The organism is Lactobacillus gasseri ATCC 33323 = JCM 1131, from assembly GCF_000014425.1.
Classification (GTDB): Bacteria; Bacillota; Bacilli; order Lactobacillales; family Lactobacillaceae; genus Lactobacillus; species Lactobacillus gasseri.
The window spans coordinates 682,358-699,984 of sequence record NC_008530.1 but is presented as its reverse complement, the minus strand read 5'-3'; the positions used below and the strand labels follow the sequence as shown (position 1 = coordinate 699,984).

The window sequence follows — 17,627 nt, the reverse complement described above, 5'->3', positions numbered from 1 at the left end:
TTTCAAAACTGAAAGCGCATCTTTTTTAACTTACTTAATCTTTATTTTTAGTCAACTGCTTTGGCAATTGCTGCATTTACAGCAGCTTGCTCCTTCTTAACTAAGTTTACCTTAGTTTCGATTACTTTAGTATCCATCTTAATTTCACGGGTTAATCCTGGAGTATTAATCTTTGGTTCGAAGAAGTCTTTGAATTGGTTCAATCTTTCCTCAGTATGGAAAATATTCGCTGTTACCGTAATGAAAGTAGCAAATTCCATATCACCACCAACAGTTGCTTCAAGCCATGGCCATTCTAATCTAATCCAATTCCAAGCCTGTTCTTGACCAAATGGATTAGCTAATACGTTGCGGTACCATGCACGCAAATCTTGAGGTTTAACAACTTGTGCATTTTCAAAATCATCAACAATTGCGTCAATAATTTCAGGCATCTTAGTCGAAGTAATACCGGCACATAAGTCTTGCTTCAAGCTTGCATCAGAAGTTTCTTGGTACTTTTTAATTAACTTGTCAAACAAGGTCATATTACCAAAGTTCTTAACTTCGTTAGCTAAAACAGCACTTCTGATATCAGCTGAAATACCTTCTAAGTTATCAGAATTTTCTGAATAGATAGCGTGAAGACCATTAATCGTATCATCATTTTCAGCATATAGAGAAGCTGAAACTACATACGGTCTAGTTAAATTATCATCGTTAGATTCGCCAGCCTTAGGAATTAAGCCTAAACGTTTAACTTGTCTTTCAGAAAGCAAATCATAAAGTCTCTTCAATTGCTTTTCTTCATCTGAACCAGGTGTTACAAAATTACGCAAAGTAGCCATAATTCTGTACAATGCATTATTAACAATTGGTGAAGTTGAATCTGCAAATTTAGGAAGAAGTGGCACAATATCTGCGTAAGACATTTGACCGCCTTCTGCTAGTAATCTAAAGTCTTGAAGCAATTGTAATTTATCAACTGCATCTAATTCATCAACATGACTTAAAATATCATCAAGTAAAGTTTGATCATACTTAACAATAAAGTCAGAATTATTACCAACATTTAAGCGGAAAGGTGTGCCGTTATTAGCAAGTAAATCTTTGTAGTCACCAACAACTAGTTTTTCATCCTTCATGATCTTAGGTACAGCTGCATAATTAGCATTCAATGGAATTTGCCACTTACGACCAACATCTTTACCTTCACCAATGAAGAATTGTTTTTGAGTTAAGACTAATTTACCATCTTCAACTTTAGCATTAACTACTGGATAACCTGGTTGCTCTAACCAAGAATGCATAATTGCACCAATATCAAGGCCACTTGCTTCACCAAGTGCCTTCCATAAGTCGTCACCTGTGGCATTACTATATTGATGAGCTGCAAAGTAATTCTTTAATCCCTCACGAAGAGCCTTATCGCCAAGTAATGCACGTACCATTACTAGCATTCTTGAACCTTTTGCATAAACAATTGCAGAATCAAACAAGGCATCAATTTCTGCTGGATCATTAACCATTACGTGAACTGATTGCACACCATCAGTTGCATCTCTTTGAAGGGCAGCTGGAACTTCTGAAGTTTGGAACATCTCCCAAATCTTCCAATTTGGCTCTAAGGCATCAACTGCTACATATTCCATCATATTAGCAAAACTTTCGTTAAGCCATAAGTTGTCCCACCACTTCATGGTTACTAAATCACCGAACCATTGGTGAGCTAATTCATGAGCAATAACAGTTGCAACTAATTGCTTCATGTCTAATGAAGTATTGTCAGGATCAAGTAATAAGTAAGCTTCTCGGTAAGTTACACAACCCCAGTTTTCCATTGCACCTGCTGAAAAGTCAGGAAGTGCAACTTGATATGAATGCTCCAATGGATATGGTGTTTCATAGAAATCTTCATAAAATTCAATTGAGCGTTTAGCAATATCTAAAGCGAAGTCCAATTCTTTTGCTTTATGTGCTTTTGTTGCAAAAACGCCAATTTCAACGCCAGACTTGGTCTTAGTCAATTTCTTTTGCATATCGCCAAAGACAAAAGCAACCAAGTAGCTAGACATACGTAAAGTTGGCTTAAAGTAGTGAACACCATCTTTAAACTTCTCTTCTGGTTGATTGGAAATAATCGTTTCGCCAGGCTTCTCATCAAACTTAATTGCAAGTGCAAAAGTAGCTTTAGCTTCTGGTTCATCAACACATGGGAAGGCTTGACGAGCAAAAGTAGTTTCAAATTGAGTACCAACTAGTTGCTTCTTTTCGCCATCAACTTCATAGTAAGAAGGATAAATACCCATCATTGAATCAGTTAACTTACCTTCAAAGTCAACCTCAATTTTCATCTCACCAACTTTACCAGCCTTAATATTAACGACTTCTTCTTTATCGTTATAATCAAAATCAGCCTTCTTTTGATCGACTCTAACTGAGGTAATCTTTAAGTACTTTTGATTTAATTTAACTAATTCTTCTTGAGCATCCCCAACCACAATAGTTTTACCGTGGAAGCTCTTTTTTTCACGGCTAATATCTAAATAGATATCATAATGATCTGGGTGAAAAGTTTCATAAAAACGTTTAACTTCTGCCATATTTTGACCTCCAATATTTATAGCTTCTCAAGTATTTATTATAAGAAATAAAAATCTTACTTACCAGCTTTTGAATTAAAAATAATTTAGTTATATTCATCAAAATCTAAAAAATATCTTTAAATCTTAATTTGCTTTTTTTCTTCTTATTTAGTTAAAATATAAATAACGCATTTTATTTATTGGGCGATTTTATGAAAAAGAAAGTTAAAATAATTATTTTAGTTTGTCTTCTATTCTTAGGTATAAGCGTTACTACAACTAATCCTCATTTTTCTCAACCAGCTTTTGCTTCAATGGGATCAACCGGTGGCGGTCACAGTACTGGTGGTTCTTCAGGTGGCGGAGGAACTAGTTACACTTCATCTGATAGTAGTGATGGTAGCAATTCTTCTATTGGAGGGATATTAGGTGGCTGCGCTATCTTAGTATTTATCTTTTTCGGTTCTTATATTATTGCTGCTCTTTATGATTTCATATTTAAAATACGGCTACGTTTTGAATATCATTCTAATTATCTCATTAAAAATTCTGGCGATAATAATTATAAACTTTTCTATCCTAACCAAAGACTCGATAAATACCAAAAACTATTACATCGTCTCAATATCAAATTCATTAAACCTAATCCTAAAGATGACTTCACGGCTTATAAAGAAGTCTATATTCACGCATAGTTCCTATATAGCCAGTTGTTAAGGGAAAAGTATGTTAACTCTAAGTACCGAGTTAAAAGTCTAAAGCAGTATCTTGATCGAAACTACTACAAAGCCATGGTCAAAGAAATTGAACTTAAGAGAAACTCTGGAACAGTTGACGAAACAGTTATCGATTCTATGATTTTTGAAGAAGTAACTCATCTTGATAAAAGCTTACTCCTTGCTAAATTAACTGTATTAGGCAAAGATAAAGAAATCCAATTTAATCAAGATTTTGACACAAGTTTTAGCAGAAATAAATGGACGGATTATGTCCTCTTTGGTCTAGAAGATAATCGAAATCCAAAAATCATTAACTTAGTTTATGGCGAACATTTCCATCTTAATGGTGAAGATTTCAATGATTATCAATCTGGAAATGATTATACTGAAAACAAAATTAATTAATTGAAGGACACTTAAATCTATCAAAAAATGTCGCAAAATTTGCGGCATTTTTATTTCTTCTTTTATTGAAGTAAAACTAGTAAAATTATGAGTAAGAGATTATATAAAAGGGAGCGTATATTTAATGAAATACAATCAATATGGTTATCTTCAAACTGATTTTGACCAAATGGTTAAAGAATTAGAATCCATCAATTTCTTACCTGGTAATTGGAAAGAAAACAGCTTTTCTGATCTTTTAGCTACTTTAGTCGAAAATTCAATTGCGGAAGCAAAAACTTATGGTGCAAAAGAAGCTAAACTTGCAGAGTTTGCAGTTAGCGCAAATGAAAATCTAAAAGATTTTTTAGCTAAAAATCCAGCCTCAATTTCACGCAATAGTTTCTATAATATTGCCTTACAACTGCTTGGCTATCATGTAGGATATGACTATGATTTAAAAGATCCCCTAGTTCGCATGAAGGCAAATGCTCTTCCTTATACTGACCAAGAAAAGATTGACCGTGATGAATTAATTAAGGTCTTCTATCGTCTTCTTAATACTCGTACCAAAAATGGTCAAACTTTCATTGATAATATGGCGGGCAAGGGCTATTTCACACAATTCTACGGTAACAATAAATTTATGTACTTTAATGGTAAATCATTACCTGTTTTTGACATGAGTAAGGTTATTCGTGAAGTTGTTTACGTTGAAAGTGATCTTGATACTGATGAAGACGGTAAACCTGATTTATTGCAAGTAACAGTCTTTCGCCCATACCAATCAAATAACTTTAAGTTTCCTGCACTCTACACTGCTGATCCTTACTTTGGTGGGATCATTGCTAATGAAAAACGTAACCACAATGTAGATGTTAACTTAGAAGATGCTACTAAGAGTACTTACCCTAAATATGAAGCAATGCCGACCGCTAAGGCTAAAAAGCCAGCTAGCGAAGATCAAGCAGCAACTGAAGAAGCAGTTCATAAAGCTGCCTACTCTTTAAATGAATACTTGCTTGCACGTGGATTTGCAAATGTTTACGCAGGCGCAATCGGGACTCGTGGTTCAGATGGTTTAAGAATTACGGGAGCACCTGAAGAAACTGAATCTGCTAAAGAAATTATCGAATGGCTTCATGGCGACAGAATTGCTTATACTGACCGTACGAGAAAGCACGAAACAAAAGCTTCTTGGTGCAATGGCAATATTGGAATGACTGGTCGTTCATACTTAGGTACACTTCAAATTGCTATCGCCACTACTGGTGTAGCCGGTCTTAAAACTGTCGTTTCAGAAGCCGCCATTTCTTCTTGGTATGATTACTATCGTGAACATGGATTAGTTATTGCTCCAGAAGCTTGCCAAGGCGAAGATTTAGATATGCTTGCTGAAACTTGTCAGTCTAACCTTTGGGATGCAGGCGACTATCTCAAGATTAAGCCGAAGTTTGATGCTATGCAAAAACGTCTTTTAGAAAAATCAGATCGTGAAACTGGTCAATATTCTGATTTCTGGGAAGCTAGAAATTACCGCCACCACACCGACAATATTAAATGCTCTTGGATCTCAGTTCACGGTTTAAATGACTGGAACGTTAAGCCAAAGAATGTTTATAAAGTTTGGCAAAAGGTATCTAAATTACCAATTGCTCATAAATTATTCTTGCACCAGGGTCCGCACTACAACATGAATAACTTACTTTCAATTGACTTCTCAGACTTAATGAACTTATGGTTCTGTCATGAATTATTAGGCATCAAGAATAATGCCTACAAGCAATGGGAAGATGTTATGATCCAAGATAACTTACAACCAGATGTATGGCATGAAGAACCAACTTGGAACAATGAATTAGGTAGAAAAGAAATTTACTTCCCTGATAAAAAAGGTAATCTCTTAAAAGATGGTGGCGAAGATAATGATAAACTTTCGTTCACAGATCAAGGTGGTAAAGTCTTCAAAGAAGCTAAAATTTCCGAAAGCAAATGGCAATATGACTTTATCTCTGGTGAAGAAAAGTGGCTTGACCAACAATTACGCTTTGTAACTGATGAGTTCATTCATACTGTAACTTTAGTTGGCCGTCCTAAGATTAAAATTAGTGTTGCTAGCTCTCTTCCGAAGGGACAGATTTCAGTAGCCTTAGTTGATTTAGGATCAAGAAAACGTCTGACCCCTGTTCCTAAATCATTCAATGATCAAATCCAAGAATTAGGCTATCGCTTTGGTACAGAAGTAATGAAAGAATTTGTTCCTGATAAAGAAACAAAGGCTAAGTTGATCACTAAGGCTCATATGAATGTCCAAAACTATGCTGATATGAAACACGCAGAAAAGATTGAAGCAGGTAAATTCTATGACTTAGAATTCGAATTGCAACCTACCTTCTATCGCTTACCAGCTGGTGCAAGATTAGGCTTGATTATCTATTCAACCGATCAAGGGATGACTAAACGTCCACTTGAAGATGAGACTTATACAATTGACTTAGATAAGACTCAATTGACTTTTCATGAAATGTAAATAAAAAAACAGTATATGCAGAAAGCAGCTAGTCTTCAAAATTGAAAACTAACTGCTTTTATTTTGCTAATTTTAAAATTACCGTGAACACGATCATGTCATCTTTATGACTAACATGAATTTTACCATGGAAGGTTTGTACAATCTCTTGAGCCATGGCTAAACCAATACCAAAGCCAGACTTCTTTGAATTATGAGACTCATCTTCACGATAAAATCTTTCAAAGAAGTGAGAATAGTCCTTCCCTTTGCCTTCTTTATAAGTGTTAGCTACTCGTAAAATTGCATTAGTGCCAAGCTTTCCCTTAGTCAAACTTACCCTAACTTCACCATCTCGATCACAATATTTACGTGCATTATCTAATAAAATATTAGTCAATTCACTCAAAATATTCCTTTCGGCTTTTACATATAAATCTGGCATAATCATCGCATTATATTTCAAGTCATTCTTCTGCATTACAGACTTAAAACTAGTAACATTCTTTTTAACAATTTCAGAAAAGTTAACTTTATTTAAAACGACTTCTCCAGTTTCACCGGTTCTTGCCAAAGCAATTAATCTGTTAATCAACCTAGTTAAGCGATCAACTTGCTCTTTTGTACTCTTATTCCATTCTGAATTATTCCCTAGCATTTCTTCCATTTCAGTATTGGCTGAAATAATTGCTAAAGGTGTCTTTAATTCATGCCCCGCATTAGTAATAAATTCACGTTGTTTATGATAAGTAGTAATTATCGGACCAATTGCCTTTTTTGATACCAAGATTAAGATTAGGGCAAAAACAATTAAAGCAATTAATCCCAGTAAAATTGAAACTCTAAATAAAAGGGAAAATCGATGATAGATTAGGGATTCGTTCAAATAGACAATAAATTGATTACCTTTTGAATCCTTACCTACTCGATAAGCATACTGATTACTGCCGATATTGACTGAGCCACTAGTTACTTTATCCTTAAAAACCTGTTTGCTTGTACCAATAATTTGCTTTCGCGCTACATCATACACATTATCATCATTTATTATTTTTGGTGTATTATTCTTGGTACTTGCAACCGTAAAATAGCGATATTGAAAAATAGCTTCTGGATTATATTCACCAGCTAAAAAATTTTTATTAATTGGATCTTTTTGATTACCAAAAACTGGTTTAGCGTTACGTGGCGTTAATTGACCTTGATTATTGACTAAGGTTGTCAATACTCGGTCCACTTCATTATGGCTCTGAGTATAGCTAATCCCAAGTAATGTACCTAATGTAATCACTAAAACAATAAACAAAGCCGTAATCGACATTCCAATAAACTTCCAGCGAAATTTTTGAATCATTAATCTCACCTACCTAATTAATGAAAAACTACCGCCCTTTTCACCTACAATCTGGACTGAGCTTTGAATAGATTGGAGTTTTTGTCTTAAATAGGAAATATAAATCCAAACTACCTCTTCATTAGCATCGTCTTCATCTTTCCAAACATGCGCTAATAAGTCTGAAGTTGAAAACTCTTTACCTTCATTGAGCATCAGATAGTTTAAAAGTTGCGTTTCTTTACTTCCTAAGCGAATTGAATTATGACTTACTAGCTCTTGCTCAGATACATTCAAGGCCAGATCACCAACTTCAACTTCATTAGGAGTATATTGATCATCCCGTCTTTCCTTTGACCGTAAACGAGCGAGTAACTCTTTTAATGAAAAAGGCTTAGTTAAGTAATCATCTGCTCCACTATCTAAACCAGTTACACGATCATCAATTTCTGCTTTTGCAGTAAGCATTAATACATAAGTCTTATCGCCGCTTTTTCGAATTTGTTTCAAGGCGGTGATTCCATCCATAATCGGCATCATGATATCTAGGATAATAACATCATATGAATTCTTTTTAGCAAGTTCTACAGCATCCCGGCCATTAAAAACAGCGTCGACATCGTAATTAACGCTTTGCATCGCCGCTACCAAAACACGGGACAGTTGCTCTTCATCTTCTGCCAGTAAAATTTTCATTAAGTTAGTCTTCCTCTCTAATCAAATGACGCAAAGTCTGCATGCTTACATCGCAAGAAGCTAATTCATCTGCCACTCGCTTTAGCTCTTTACCAATCATTTCAGGATTCTTTATTTTATGCTTATACTTCATTTCATGCTCTAAACTTGCCCAAGTGTCCATTGCAATCGTTCTAAGTTGCACTTCAACATAGTAGTGACCAGGAATATTACCTTCAATATCTTTTTCAGGTCTTTCAACATCTAAAATCATATGATAAGAACGGTAACCATTAGGCTTAGCATTAGTAATGTAGTCTTTTTGTTTAACAATTGCTACATCATCCCAATTTTGAATCAAATTAATACAAGTATAAATATCATCAATGAAATTACAGACAACCCGAATTCCAACGCTGTCTCGAATTTTTTTCATTGCTGATTCTGGAGTTACTGGTAATTCTTTTCGCTGACATTTTTCAATCATGCTTTCTGGTCTCTTAACTCGACCAATTAAATGTTCATAAAGACTGTCACCGGTTTGTTCTTGGTGAATTTTATTTTCTTTTCTAAAATATTCCAGCATCTGATTAAGTAATTTATTTAGAACTGGGGTATAGCCACCATAAATGTCCATATTAAACCTTCTTTATTGATTTACTAATATTATAGCAGTCAACAATTTTTTAATAATCATACTTACACTAATTTAAAGAATTCTTGCTTTTCATTAGAAAAATTAAGAAAAATGCCAAGTTCCAAATTAACAAGCAGATTGCAATACCTAATTCAGATCTTATTACAAACCATAAATAAACTATTCCCAACGAAAAGGTAATTATTAATACCAGAAAATCACGAATAGCAAATTTGCACTTATTTTTGTTATATATTTGATTAATACTTAAAGAAAAGTAGTACAAACCTAGTGAGCCAATGATTAAGAAAAATAAGAATGATCTATTTACATTTTTTATTTGTAAATAAAGGAAAGATACTGTCATTAACAAAATAGAAACTACAATGGCAATATGACTGTACATTAATACAAAGCCCTTACTAATTTGATGATGATTAATTAACTTATCTGACAAAATAGCGTTACGATCATCACTGCCATTGCGATATTAAAATAATGAAATGTAATTCGCCATTCAGTATTGATATTATTAGCTAAATACACTGCAACAAACATATTTAAAACTAGGCCGCTAAGATCCCAGAAACTATTTTTACTATAGCGATTAAAATAAATAACTTGGTAAAGCTAAATTTGCATTACTACAATGACAACTAATAAGAACTGCAAAAATGTAATTAAAGGAATGCTACCATTGACAGGATGATGAATCATTGCTGTAATGCTAGAAATTGCATAGACAAAAACTAGATCATAGAATAATTCAAACATTCCAACTAGTTTAGCAATTATTTTTTTCAACTTAAATCCCCCTAAAACTTAATTAATCTATATCTTGCCCTATCTTTCCTAAAAAAAGCAAAAATACTCTTAGTCCGAGTAACTAAGAGTATTTTATAAATTAATCTTCCAATTCTACATAAGTTTTAACACTTTGAGATACTGTTTGATAAACAGTTGAAACATGCAGGGTATGTGCTAAAAAGTCCTGCTTTTCTTCTTGAGACATGGAGCTGTCAAAAGAAACTGTAATTAACATTTCACTGACAACTGACTTCCCATGTCCTAACTTAGTAGTAATTGCTTGTGTTGTAACTTTGAAGTTTTTTACATCTAAATGATGAACGTTAGCAATCATTCCTGCAGAAATCGAAATACAAGAATTTACTGCACCAGCTAAATACTCTACTGGATTAGGAGCAACATTTTTGCCGCTTGCTGATTCATCAGCCATAAATTTATGCTTCTTGGTTCTATTTTCAATTTGCCAAGGAGTATCAGTTAGCTTGCTTTTTACTGTATACTTTGTCATTTCTATCTCTTTTCTAAATTAATCCATGTTTTACCAAATAATCATGAGCCACTTTAGCTGGCTTTTCGTGCTTAACATTAACCTGATAATTCATTTCCTGCATTTCTTGAGTTGTAATTTTACCAGCTAGTTTGTTTAATGCTTTTACAATTTGAGGATTTCTCTCTGCAAATTTTGCCTTCATCAACGGAGCACCTTGATAAGGTGGGAAGAATTTTTTATCATCATCAAGCATTACTAAGTTATACTTTTTAATCTCGGCATCAGTAGTGTAGCCATCAACAATATTAGCTTGATTATTCGCAATAGCATGATAACGAATACTTGATTCAGTACTTTTAATTGATGCAAAATCCAACTTATAAATTTTCTTTAATCCAGGATACCCATCTTTTAAAGAAGTAAAGTCTGGATCAAAAGCTGCGTGAACTTTTTTATTAACGCGGTTTAAATCACTCATTTTAGTCAAATGGTTGTCTTTTGCAAATTTCTGCGTTGTTGCCAAAGCATAACCGTTTTGATAAGCCATTGGCTTTAAGTATTCCATATCAAATTGTTTCTTTAAATCGCTTCTAGCTTCAACATAAACTTGATTTGGATCATTGCCAGTCTTTTTACCTGTTTTAACTAAGGTTTGCAAGACTGTTCCAGTGAATTCAGGATAAATATCAACTTTATCTGTCTGAAGAGCCTTAAATAAAAATGTTGTTCCACCAAAATTAGGCTTTAAGACTACCTTGGTATTTGGATCATTCTTTTCAATCAGGTCTTTATACATATTAATTAAAATAGCTGGCTCAGAGCCCATTTTCCCGGCAATTGTAATTGTTTGTTTTGGTTCAGCAATATTATTCTTTGAAGTGCTAGTGAAGTGAGTATATAAACTGCTTCCGCCCCAAATGAGCAAAATTACAGCGATAATAATACTTCCCCACTTGAGTCGCTTATTATTTTTAGCAATAAATTTTAAAACGCCACTAAATACTAAGGCAAGCAGTGCGGATAAAATCGCACCCATTAAAACTTCAGTATTGTTATTTGAATTAATGCCGACATAAATGTAAGTACCTAGTCCACCACCACCAATTAAGGCTGCAAGTGTTGCTGTACCAATAATCATTACTAAAGCAATTCGAACTCCAGCAAAAATCATCGGCATGGCCATTGGGATTTCTAATCGCTGTAATTTCTTCCATTTTGTCAGACCAAAGGCAGTTGCTGCTTCTTCTAAATTATCAGGAATATCTGTTAAACCTGAATAAGTATTCTGAAAAATAGGCATTATTGCATATAAAACTAAGGCAATAATCGCAGGTGTAGTCCCAATTCCGACAAAAGGTAATAACAAACCTAGAATTGCTAAGCTTGGAATAGTTTGAATAATACCAGCAATTTGCAGTGTGAATTCAGCTACTTTTTTATGTCCCTTTAAAATAAAAGCTAGCGGAATTGCAATTACCATTGCGATAAGGAGAGCAATTAGTGAAATTTTAATATGAACAAGCGTCGTAGCCCAAATTTGATCGTGTTCTGTTAAAAGCATTTGCCATAAAGATTTAATCATTTCCAGCCACCCACTTTAAGAAGAAATTCCAAACTCGTTTTGGTTCAATTAGAAATTCACCAAACTCTGTTTCTGCAATAAATAGACTATCAGGATAATTAGAACAATCCTTGATTAAATCTTGCACGCTGTAAACATGATAGCGAACTAAAGTATCTACCTTTGGATAAAATCTAGGATCTACTCCTAACTCACTTTTGAGCAGTGTTTCCAGGTCCAATTTTTGATTAATTCGATTTCCGGCAAAAAATTCTCGAACAAACTTAGTTGCAGGATGACGTAAAATTTCTCTGGGTTTACCAACTTGCTCTAAAATACCTTCATGCAAGACACCAATTGTGTTTCCTAATCGAATTGCTTCTTGCATGTCGTGCGTTACAAATATCACCGTTTTATTAAGCTCATCATGAAGATTAAGTAGTAAGTCTTGTAATTGTTTTCTCACTACTGGATCAAGAGCGGAAAAAGGCTCATCCATTAGAACTACCTCAGGATTTGCAGCTAGGGCACGAATAATTCCTACTCTTTGTTGCTCGCCACCTGAAAGTTCATTTGGCATCCGATCACAATATAATTTGGGATCTAGGTCAACTGACTTTAATAATTCTTTCTGCCTCTTACGACGTTCTGTTCGACTAACGCCTTCTTGCTCTAGAACAATTGTGATATTTTCACCAACAGTCAAATTTGGAAACAAACTGGCAGTCTGCAAAACGTAACCAGTTTTTTCTCTTAATTTACGTAGATCATATTCCTTTATTGATTTATCATCTAACAATATCTCGCCTTTGGTCGGTTCAATCAGTCTATTGAACATTTTTAACAGCGTAGTCTTGCCACTGCCACTAGGTCCAACTAAAACGAAGATATCTCCTTTTTTCACTGTAAAAGAAACATCCTTTAGAATCGTTTGATCCTGATATTTCTTCGAAATATTTTTGTATTCAATCATCATTTAATCCTTATAAAAAAGTGTCACTTATATTTTCTCACTACTTACAAGAAGTTGGCAAAAAGATTACACTTTTTGACTAAAAAAATAAGAATTATGTTTTTTTACATAATCCTTATTTCAATTTTATTTATTCTTTTTAATAAATTCTTGCAACTCTTCTTTCGAAAAATCATCGCCATAATTAGCAATTAATTGCTTCAAGATAAAGTCATCGCTTGCTTTTAATTGTCGGGTAATTTTTATTAACTTCTGAATTGCATTAATCTCTTCTTGTTCTCGACCTAGTTCCTTACCAAATTCTCTTTCATCATCTAATCTCATCTGATAATCCATAAGTTCTTTTCTCCTTCCCGGATCAGTACCGAACTTTTTAACTTCTCGATTCAATTTTTCAATAAACTCATCTTTTGTACTTATTTTATCATGAATCAAGTCAAAAAAGCCTTGTAGACGCGGTGTAACCTCACCGATACTCCCACTCGCATTTAAGATAATTGCGTGTTGCTTAGTATCAAGCACCAATGGATTTTTTCGTTTCAACTGCTGAAAAGCAAATTCATAGTATTTTTCATCTTGATCATATGGATCATTTGGCAAAATAAAAATCACATAAGTCTCTGGTAAATCTCGATACTTACCACCACTCATCAACAAATTCTGATCAATCATTGAAAAATAATATCGAATTCGTTGAGCAAGAAACTTATTCTGTAATACCTGTAGTTCAATATCATAGACTCGTCCTTTTTGATCATAAGCTAAAATATCTAGAATCGTTCCCCGTTTTTCTGGATGAAACTTTAATCTCTTTTGCGTTTCAAATTCGACTCGAGTAATATTCAGCTCTGGTAAAATTGCTTGCAATAATTTGCAACAATTATCATCTTGTTCCATCACCCAGCTGAATACAGGATCATCAATGATTTTAGCTACTAACTCGTTTTCATTTTTGCGCATAAGCGTTTCCCTTTTTATGAAAAGTTTCTAATTACTATTACGCAAAAACGAAAAATATTTTTTATCAAAAAAAGAAACTATCGATCGATAGTTTCTTTCTAAAATGCTAATAAAAATTATTATTTTTTCTTATTAGTCTTTTTATCTTCATTTTGTAATTTTTGCCCCATTGCAATGATGTACTTACGTAAATCATCTTTAATTTGTGGGTGAGATAAACCATATTCAATTGAGGTTTCAAGGTAACCTTCCTTGTTACCAACATCGTGACGTTCACCGTTAAATACATGAGCAAATACTCGTTGAGTCTTGTTCATAGTATCAATAGCGTCAGTTAATTGAATTTCGCCACCACGACCAGGTTTTTGATGTGCTAAAATATCAAAAATTTCTGGAGTTAATAAGTAACGACCAATGATTGCGTAATCACTAGGAGCTTTATCAACATCTGGCTTTTCAACAAAGGCTTTAACGTTAATCAAGCCTGGTTCAATTTCGTTATCTGGATCGATAACACCGTACTTAGAAACTTCTTCATGTGGTACAGGCATAACAGCAATAGTTGATGCATGTGTCTTATCGTAGCGATCAATTAATTGCTTAGTTAGTGGAACCTTGTCGTCCATTAAGTCGTCACCAAGCATAACAGCAAATGGTTCATCCCCAACGAAGCTGCGAGCTCTTAAAATCGCATCTCCTAAACCAGCTGGATGTGGTTGACGAGTGTAGTAAAGGTTAACACCTAAATTAGTAATTGATTGGGTCAAGTGTAAAAGTTCAGTCTTACCCTTTTCTTCCAAATCTTGTTCTAGTTCTGGGTTAGCGTCAAAGTGATCTTCAATTGAGCGCTTGTTCTTACCAGTAACAATCAAGATATCTTCAATTCCTGATTTTTTAGCTTCTTCTACGATAAATTGAATTGTTGGTTTATCAACAATTGGTACCATTTCCTTAGGCATAGCCTTAGTTGCAGGTAAAAATCTAGTACCTAATCCAGCTGCTGGAATAACTGCTTTTCTTACTTTCATTTTATTCTCCTCACAAAAATAAGCTTTCCATAATGTATTTTACCAAACTTAAGATAACTTATTTAGGTAATTTCTTATTTTTTCTAAAAATTCTCAAAATCGGGCTACGACTGTATTCAATTTTTCTATCTTTTAGTTCATCCCCTGTAGCATTAATACAAATACCTAACAAAAGTAAGAATGAACCTATATTAAGCCATAACATAAAAATTATAAATGAACCGACAATTCCATAATTTTGCCAGCGCGTTCCAAACTGTCTTAAATACAAACCAAAGAAATAAGACAAGGCACCCCAGCTAGCTACAGTGAAACAAACCCCGGGCCATACTACCCGCTTTTGAACGCTGATATTTGGAATAACATAGTTAATATACAAGTTGATAATAACTGTCATTAAAATGATAATTGGCCAGCGATAATTTTCCAATTTATATACCCACCATAACGATAGATTAAAAATTGGAGCTAGAAATTCCATAATCTGTCTACCAAAGGTAAATACAAAGATTATGATGGAAAAGCCAGCCACTAAAATTACAGAAAGTGCAAAGGTGAAGGTCCTAGCAAGTAAATAGTTCCACCATGACTTTCCTTTTTCTTTTTTATCAACGCCATAAATTTTATTTGCAGCTAAACGAACTGAGTTCACTAAACAACTTAAAGACCAAATTGCAATCACAATACCCAAAGAAATAAAGCCACTTGAATGCTTTTTCAATAAAGCATTAATAATGGGCATAATCAAACTTGAAACTTGTGATGGAAAAATTAATTCAAGGTAGCGAGCAATCGGTTTTGTATCAATACTAAATAAGGGCAAGACATTTCCAATAATAATGATAATTGGGAAAATACTAAGCAGTACATAATAAGCGATAATAATCGAAGTCTGATTTATCTCGCCTTGGCTAATATATTTAGATAATAATTGAAAAAATTCTGTTATACGGTTTTTAGTCTGATTGAGAAAAGATTTCATAAACTTTACTACTTATTAATCTTCATCTAAAAAGTGAGGAAGATACTTTTCATAACCATCATATGGCTTTTGTAAAGTTAAGATCTTTGGACCATCTGGAGTGATAGCAAAAGTATGCTCAAATTGTGCTGCTTTTGATCCATCTGGAGTTGCGTAGTATACCCAGTCATCGTTTGGATCTGAAACAGTCTTTTGTTCAATTCTCCAGTCCCCACCTGCTTCAACCATTGGTTCAACTGTAATAGTCATTCCTTCACGCAAACGTAAACCGTGACCTGCCTTACCCCAGTGAGGAACTTCTGGATCTTCGTGAATAGATGGTTGAATTCCGTGGCCTACAAGTTCTCGTACATCACCATAACCATTTTCATTCTCAACGTAATTTTGAATAACGCTACCAATGTCACCAATACGATTACCCACAACAGCTTGGTCAATTCCCATGTACATTGCTTTTTTAGTAACATCCATTAATTTTTGATCTTCAGCAGAAATTTCGCCAACACCATAAGTAGTGCATGAGTCAGTTTCATAGCCATCGACGTTACAAGTTACGTCAACACTAACTAAGTCGCCTTCTTTTAAGATCTTATCTTTTCGAGGAATTGCATGCGCAATTTCGTCATTGACACTAATACAAGTACCATACTTATATCCTTCAAAGCCTTGTTCTGAAAGACGACCACCATGTTTTTTCATAAAATCCTGTGCAAATTCTTCAATTTCCCAAGTAGAAATTCCAGGTTTAATCACGTCACGTAAACCTTCAAACATTGCTGCTAAAACGCGACCAGATTTTTGCATTCCTTGCAATTCGCGTTTTGACTTAATTGTTATCATTAAAAAATCTCCTTTTTAATTTATATACTCCTAGCATACCTTAAATAAGTATAATTTAGTAGTTATTGAGAAAATTCCAGATATTCATTATAAAGCTTTTCTTAAATAATTTCTCTTAAGATTTACAAACTTCTATACTTCTTTAGTATAATAAAAGAAAACGTTATAGAAAGAAGTTTTTTGCATGAAAGCACAGATTGTCTTTGCCAGTATGACTGGTAATGATGAAGATATGGCGGAGATTTTAGAAGAGAATTTACAAGATGCAGGTTTTGACGTTAAAAATATCGACGTCAGCTTTGCAGATGCTACTTCTTATCTTGATGCTGACCTTTGCGTAATGGTTACTTATACATACGGCGAAGGCGTTATGACTGATGAATTAAAAGACTTTTATGATCAACTAATTACGCTTGACCTTTCTGGCAAAAAATTTGCTGTTATGGGTTCAGGAGACAAAACATATAAAGATCACTATTGCGAAAATGTAGATGATTTCGAAAAAGCATTTATTAAATGCGGTGCAGTTGAAGTAGCTAAACCAGTTAAAATTGAAAATGCTGTTGACGATGAGGATATCGACTTAATCGATCAAGCTACTGAAGAAATAGTTGAGGCATTTAATGACTAAAAGGCATCATAAAAGAAAGGGGCAAAAAATTACCCAAGAGCAATTAAGAGAGCTTGGAGGTAGACTTGTTGCCAGACACCGAAACTTTTATGTTTATGTTATCTTTTGTTTTCTTGCAGCAGTCATTAATATTGTCTGCTTTCTTTTATTTCATAATGTTTGGAAAATTCCAGTAATTTATGCTAACACGATCGCCTTCATTATTTCTAATTTAGCCTCTTTTTCTTTTAATAAACATAGCGTATTTATCCAAAATGTTGATAAGCAGCACGGCGTTGTCTACCAACTATGTTTATTCTTTATTTACCGAATTATCAGTTTGATTCCTGATAACTTGATTATGTTAGTTGGTATTTCCTGGCTTCACTGGAATGCTCTTTTTGTAAAAATTGTCGATCAAATTTTAGTAGGTATTTTTAACTACTTAACTACTAAATCAATTTTTCTTAATACTAGTAGTAAGTTTGCTAAAAGGTTTAAAGATCATTTTAATAAGAAATACTGAAAAAAGCTCCAGATTAACTTCTGGAGCTT

17 protein-coding genes are annotated in these 17,627 nt (G+C 33.9%); 5 read left to right on the top strand and 12 right to left on the bottom strand.

Annotated elements, in window-relative coordinates; all coding sequences use genetic code 11:
- Window positions 1-47: 47 nt before the first annotated feature.
- Complete coding sequence (locus LGAS_RS03520; RefSeq protein WP_003647569.1) at window positions 48-2,582, bottom strand: M1 family metallopeptidase; 2,535 nt, start codon at window positions 2,580-2,582, stop codon at window positions 48-50.
- A gap of 194 nt (window positions 2,583-2,776) precedes the next feature.
- On the opposite strand from LGAS_RS03520, the gene LGAS_RS03515 reads away from it, so the two are divergent.
- The 3 genes from LGAS_RS03515 to LGAS_RS03505 all read left to right on the top strand — a co-directional run bounded on the left by LGAS_RS03515 (window position 2,777) and on the right by LGAS_RS03505 (window position 6,197).
- The gene (locus tag LGAS_RS03515; RefSeq protein ID WP_003653511.1) at window positions 2,777-3,259 is read left to right on the top strand and encodes a hypothetical protein; all 483 of its coding nucleotides are present in this window, start codon (window positions 2,777-2,779) and stop codon (window positions 3,257-3,259) included.
- Between the two features lie 96 nt (window positions 3,260-3,355).
- Entirely contained in the window at window positions 3,356-3,688 is a 333-nt protein-coding gene (locus LGAS_RS03510; RefSeq protein WP_225792989.1) for a hypothetical protein, read from the top strand.
- 124 nt (window positions 3,689-3,812) lie between these two features.
- The gene (locus LGAS_RS03505; RefSeq protein ID WP_003647572.1) at window positions 3,813-6,197 is read left to right on the top strand and encodes a Xaa-Pro dipeptidyl-peptidase; all 2,385 of its coding nucleotides are present in this window, start codon (window positions 3,813-3,815) and stop codon (window positions 6,195-6,197) included.
- 58 nt (window positions 6,198-6,255) lie between these two features.
- Here the strand turns inward: LGAS_RS03505 and LGAS_RS03500 are convergent, their stop codons facing one another.
- The 11 genes from LGAS_RS03500 to map form a co-directional block, all read right to left on the bottom strand.
- Window positions 6,256-7,530, bottom strand: coding sequence for a sensor histidine kinase (locus LGAS_RS03500; RefSeq protein WP_003647573.1), 1,275 nt, complete (start codon window positions 7,528-7,530; stop codon window positions 6,256-6,258).
- Between the two features lie 9 nt (window positions 7,531-7,539).
- On the bottom strand, window positions 7,540-8,205 hold the full coding sequence (locus LGAS_RS03495; protein WP_003647574.1) for a response regulator transcription factor: 666 nt from the start codon (window positions 8,203-8,205) through the stop codon (window positions 7,540-7,542).
- Between the two features lie 4 nt (window positions 8,206-8,209).
- Window positions 8,210-8,821 (bottom strand): GTP pyrophosphokinase, encoded by a 612-nt coding sequence (locus LGAS_RS03490; RefSeq protein ID WP_003656472.1) that lies wholly within the window; start codon window positions 8,819-8,821, stop codon window positions 8,210-8,212.
- A gap of 630 nt (window positions 8,822-9,451) precedes the next feature.
- Complete coding sequence (locus LGAS_RS09410) at window positions 9,452-9,625, bottom strand: low temperature requirement protein A (protein WP_003647576.1); 174 nt, start codon at window positions 9,623-9,625, stop codon at window positions 9,452-9,454.
- A gap of 100 nt (window positions 9,626-9,725) precedes the next feature.
- Entirely contained in the window at window positions 9,726-10,136 is a 411-nt protein-coding gene (locus LGAS_RS03480) for an OsmC family protein (RefSeq protein ID WP_003647577.1), read from the bottom strand.
- 13 nt (window positions 10,137-10,149) lie between these two features.
- Window positions 10,150-11,700 (bottom strand): ABC transporter permease/substrate-binding protein, encoded by a 1,551-nt coding sequence (locus LGAS_RS03475; RefSeq protein WP_003647578.1) that lies wholly within the window; start codon window positions 11,698-11,700, stop codon window positions 10,150-10,152.
- On the bottom strand, window positions 11,693-12,655 hold the full coding sequence (locus LGAS_RS03470) for an ABC transporter ATP-binding protein (protein ID WP_003647579.1): 963 nt from the start codon (window positions 12,653-12,655) through the stop codon (window positions 11,693-11,695). Before LGAS_RS03470 ends, LGAS_RS03475 begins: the two co-directional genes overlap by 8 nt.
- A 123-nt stretch (window positions 12,656-12,778) precedes the next feature.
- Window positions 12,779-13,612 (bottom strand): Rpn family recombination-promoting nuclease/putative transposase, encoded by an 834-nt coding sequence (locus LGAS_RS09405; RefSeq protein WP_011678856.1) that lies wholly within the window; start codon window positions 13,610-13,612, stop codon window positions 12,779-12,781.
- A 119-nt stretch (window positions 13,613-13,731) separates the two neighbouring features.
- Window positions 13,732-14,640, bottom strand: coding sequence for a UTP--glucose-1-phosphate uridylyltransferase GalU (gene galU / locus LGAS_RS03460; RefSeq protein ID WP_003649175.1), 909 nt, complete (start codon window positions 14,638-14,640; stop codon window positions 13,732-13,734).
- Window positions 14,641-14,698: 58 nt separating this feature from the next.
- On the bottom strand, window positions 14,699-15,622 hold the full coding sequence (locus LGAS_RS03455; protein WP_003647582.1) for a YihY/virulence factor BrkB family protein: 924 nt from the start codon (window positions 15,620-15,622) through the stop codon (window positions 14,699-14,701).
- Window positions 15,623-15,637: 15 nt separating this feature from the next.
- Entirely contained in the window at window positions 15,638-16,462 is an 825-nt protein-coding gene (gene map, locus LGAS_RS03450) for a type I methionyl aminopeptidase (protein ID WP_003651099.1), read from the bottom strand.
- 184 nt (window positions 16,463-16,646) lie between these two features.
- On the opposite strand from map, the gene LGAS_RS03445 reads away from it, so the two are divergent.
- Together LGAS_RS03445 and LGAS_RS03440 are read left to right on the top strand one after the other, a co-directional pair.
- The gene (locus LGAS_RS03445) at window positions 16,647-17,093 is read left to right on the top strand and encodes a flavodoxin (protein WP_003647583.1); all 447 of its coding nucleotides are present in this window, start codon (window positions 16,647-16,649) and stop codon (window positions 17,091-17,093) included.
- On the top strand, window positions 17,086-17,598 hold the full coding sequence (locus tag LGAS_RS03440) for a GtrA family protein (RefSeq protein WP_025012227.1): 513 nt from the start codon (window positions 17,086-17,088) through the stop codon (window positions 17,596-17,598). Before LGAS_RS03445 ends, LGAS_RS03440 begins: the two co-directional genes overlap by 8 nt.
- Window positions 17,599-17,627 lie beyond the last annotated feature (29 nt).

Excerpts from the sequence above, each read along its gene's own strand:
- LGAS_RS03510 (WP_225792989.1), top strand. The coding sequence starts at position 3,356 with ATGGTCAAAGAAATTGAACTTAAGAGAAACTCTGGAACAGTTGACGAA.
- LGAS_RS03475 (WP_003647578.1), bottom strand. The coding sequence starts at position 11,700 with ATGATTAAATCTTTATGGCAAATGCTTTTAACAGAACACGATCAAATT.
- LGAS_RS03515 (WP_003653511.1), top strand. The coding sequence starts at position 2,777 with ATGAAAAAGAAAGTTAAAATAATTATTTTAGTTTGTCTTCTATTCTTA.
- LGAS_RS03520 (WP_003647569.1), bottom strand. The coding sequence starts at position 2,582 with ATGGCAGAAGTTAAACGTTTTTATGAAACTTTTCACCCAGATCATTAT.
- LGAS_RS03480 (WP_003647577.1), bottom strand. The coding sequence starts at position 10,136 with ATGACAAAGTATACAGTAAAAAGCAAGCTAACTGATACTCCTTGGCAA.
- LGAS_RS03505 (WP_003647572.1), top strand. The coding sequence starts at position 3,813 with ATGAAATACAATCAATATGGTTATCTTCAAACTGATTTTGACCAAATG.
- map (WP_003651099.1), bottom strand. The coding sequence starts at position 16,462 with ATGATAACAATTAAGTCAAAACGCGAATTGCAAGGAATGCAAAAATCT.
- LGAS_RS03455 (WP_003647582.1), bottom strand. The coding sequence starts at position 15,622 with ATGAAATCTTTTCTCAATCAGACTAAAAACCGTATAACAGAATTTTTT.
- LGAS_RS03445 (WP_003647583.1), top strand. The coding sequence starts at position 16,647 with ATGAAAGCACAGATTGTCTTTGCCAGTATGACTGGTAATGATGAAGAT.
- LGAS_RS03495 (WP_003647574.1), bottom strand. The coding sequence starts at position 8,205 with ATGAAAATTTTACTGGCAGAAGATGAAGAGCAACTGTCCCGTGTTTTG.
- LGAS_RS03500 (WP_003647573.1), bottom strand. The coding sequence starts at position 7,530 with ATGATTCAAAAATTTCGCTGGAAGTTTATTGGAATGTCGATTACGGCT.
- LGAS_RS09405 (WP_011678856.1), bottom strand. The coding sequence starts at position 13,612 with ATGCGCAAAAATGAAAACGAGTTAGTAGCTAAAATCATTGATGATCCT.
- LGAS_RS03440 (WP_025012227.1), top strand. The coding sequence starts at position 17,086 with ATGACTAAAAGGCATCATAAAAGAAAGGGGCAAAAAATTACCCAAGAG.
- LGAS_RS03470 (WP_003647579.1), bottom strand. The coding sequence starts at position 12,655 with ATGATGATTGAATACAAAAATATTTCGAAGAAATATCAGGATCAAACG.
- galU (WP_003649175.1), bottom strand. The coding sequence starts at position 14,640 with ATGAAAGTAAGAAAAGCAGTTATTCCAGCAGCTGGATTAGGTACTAGA.
- LGAS_RS03490 (WP_003656472.1), bottom strand. The coding sequence starts at position 8,821 with ATGGACATTTATGGTGGCTATACCCCAGTTCTAAATAAATTACTTAAT.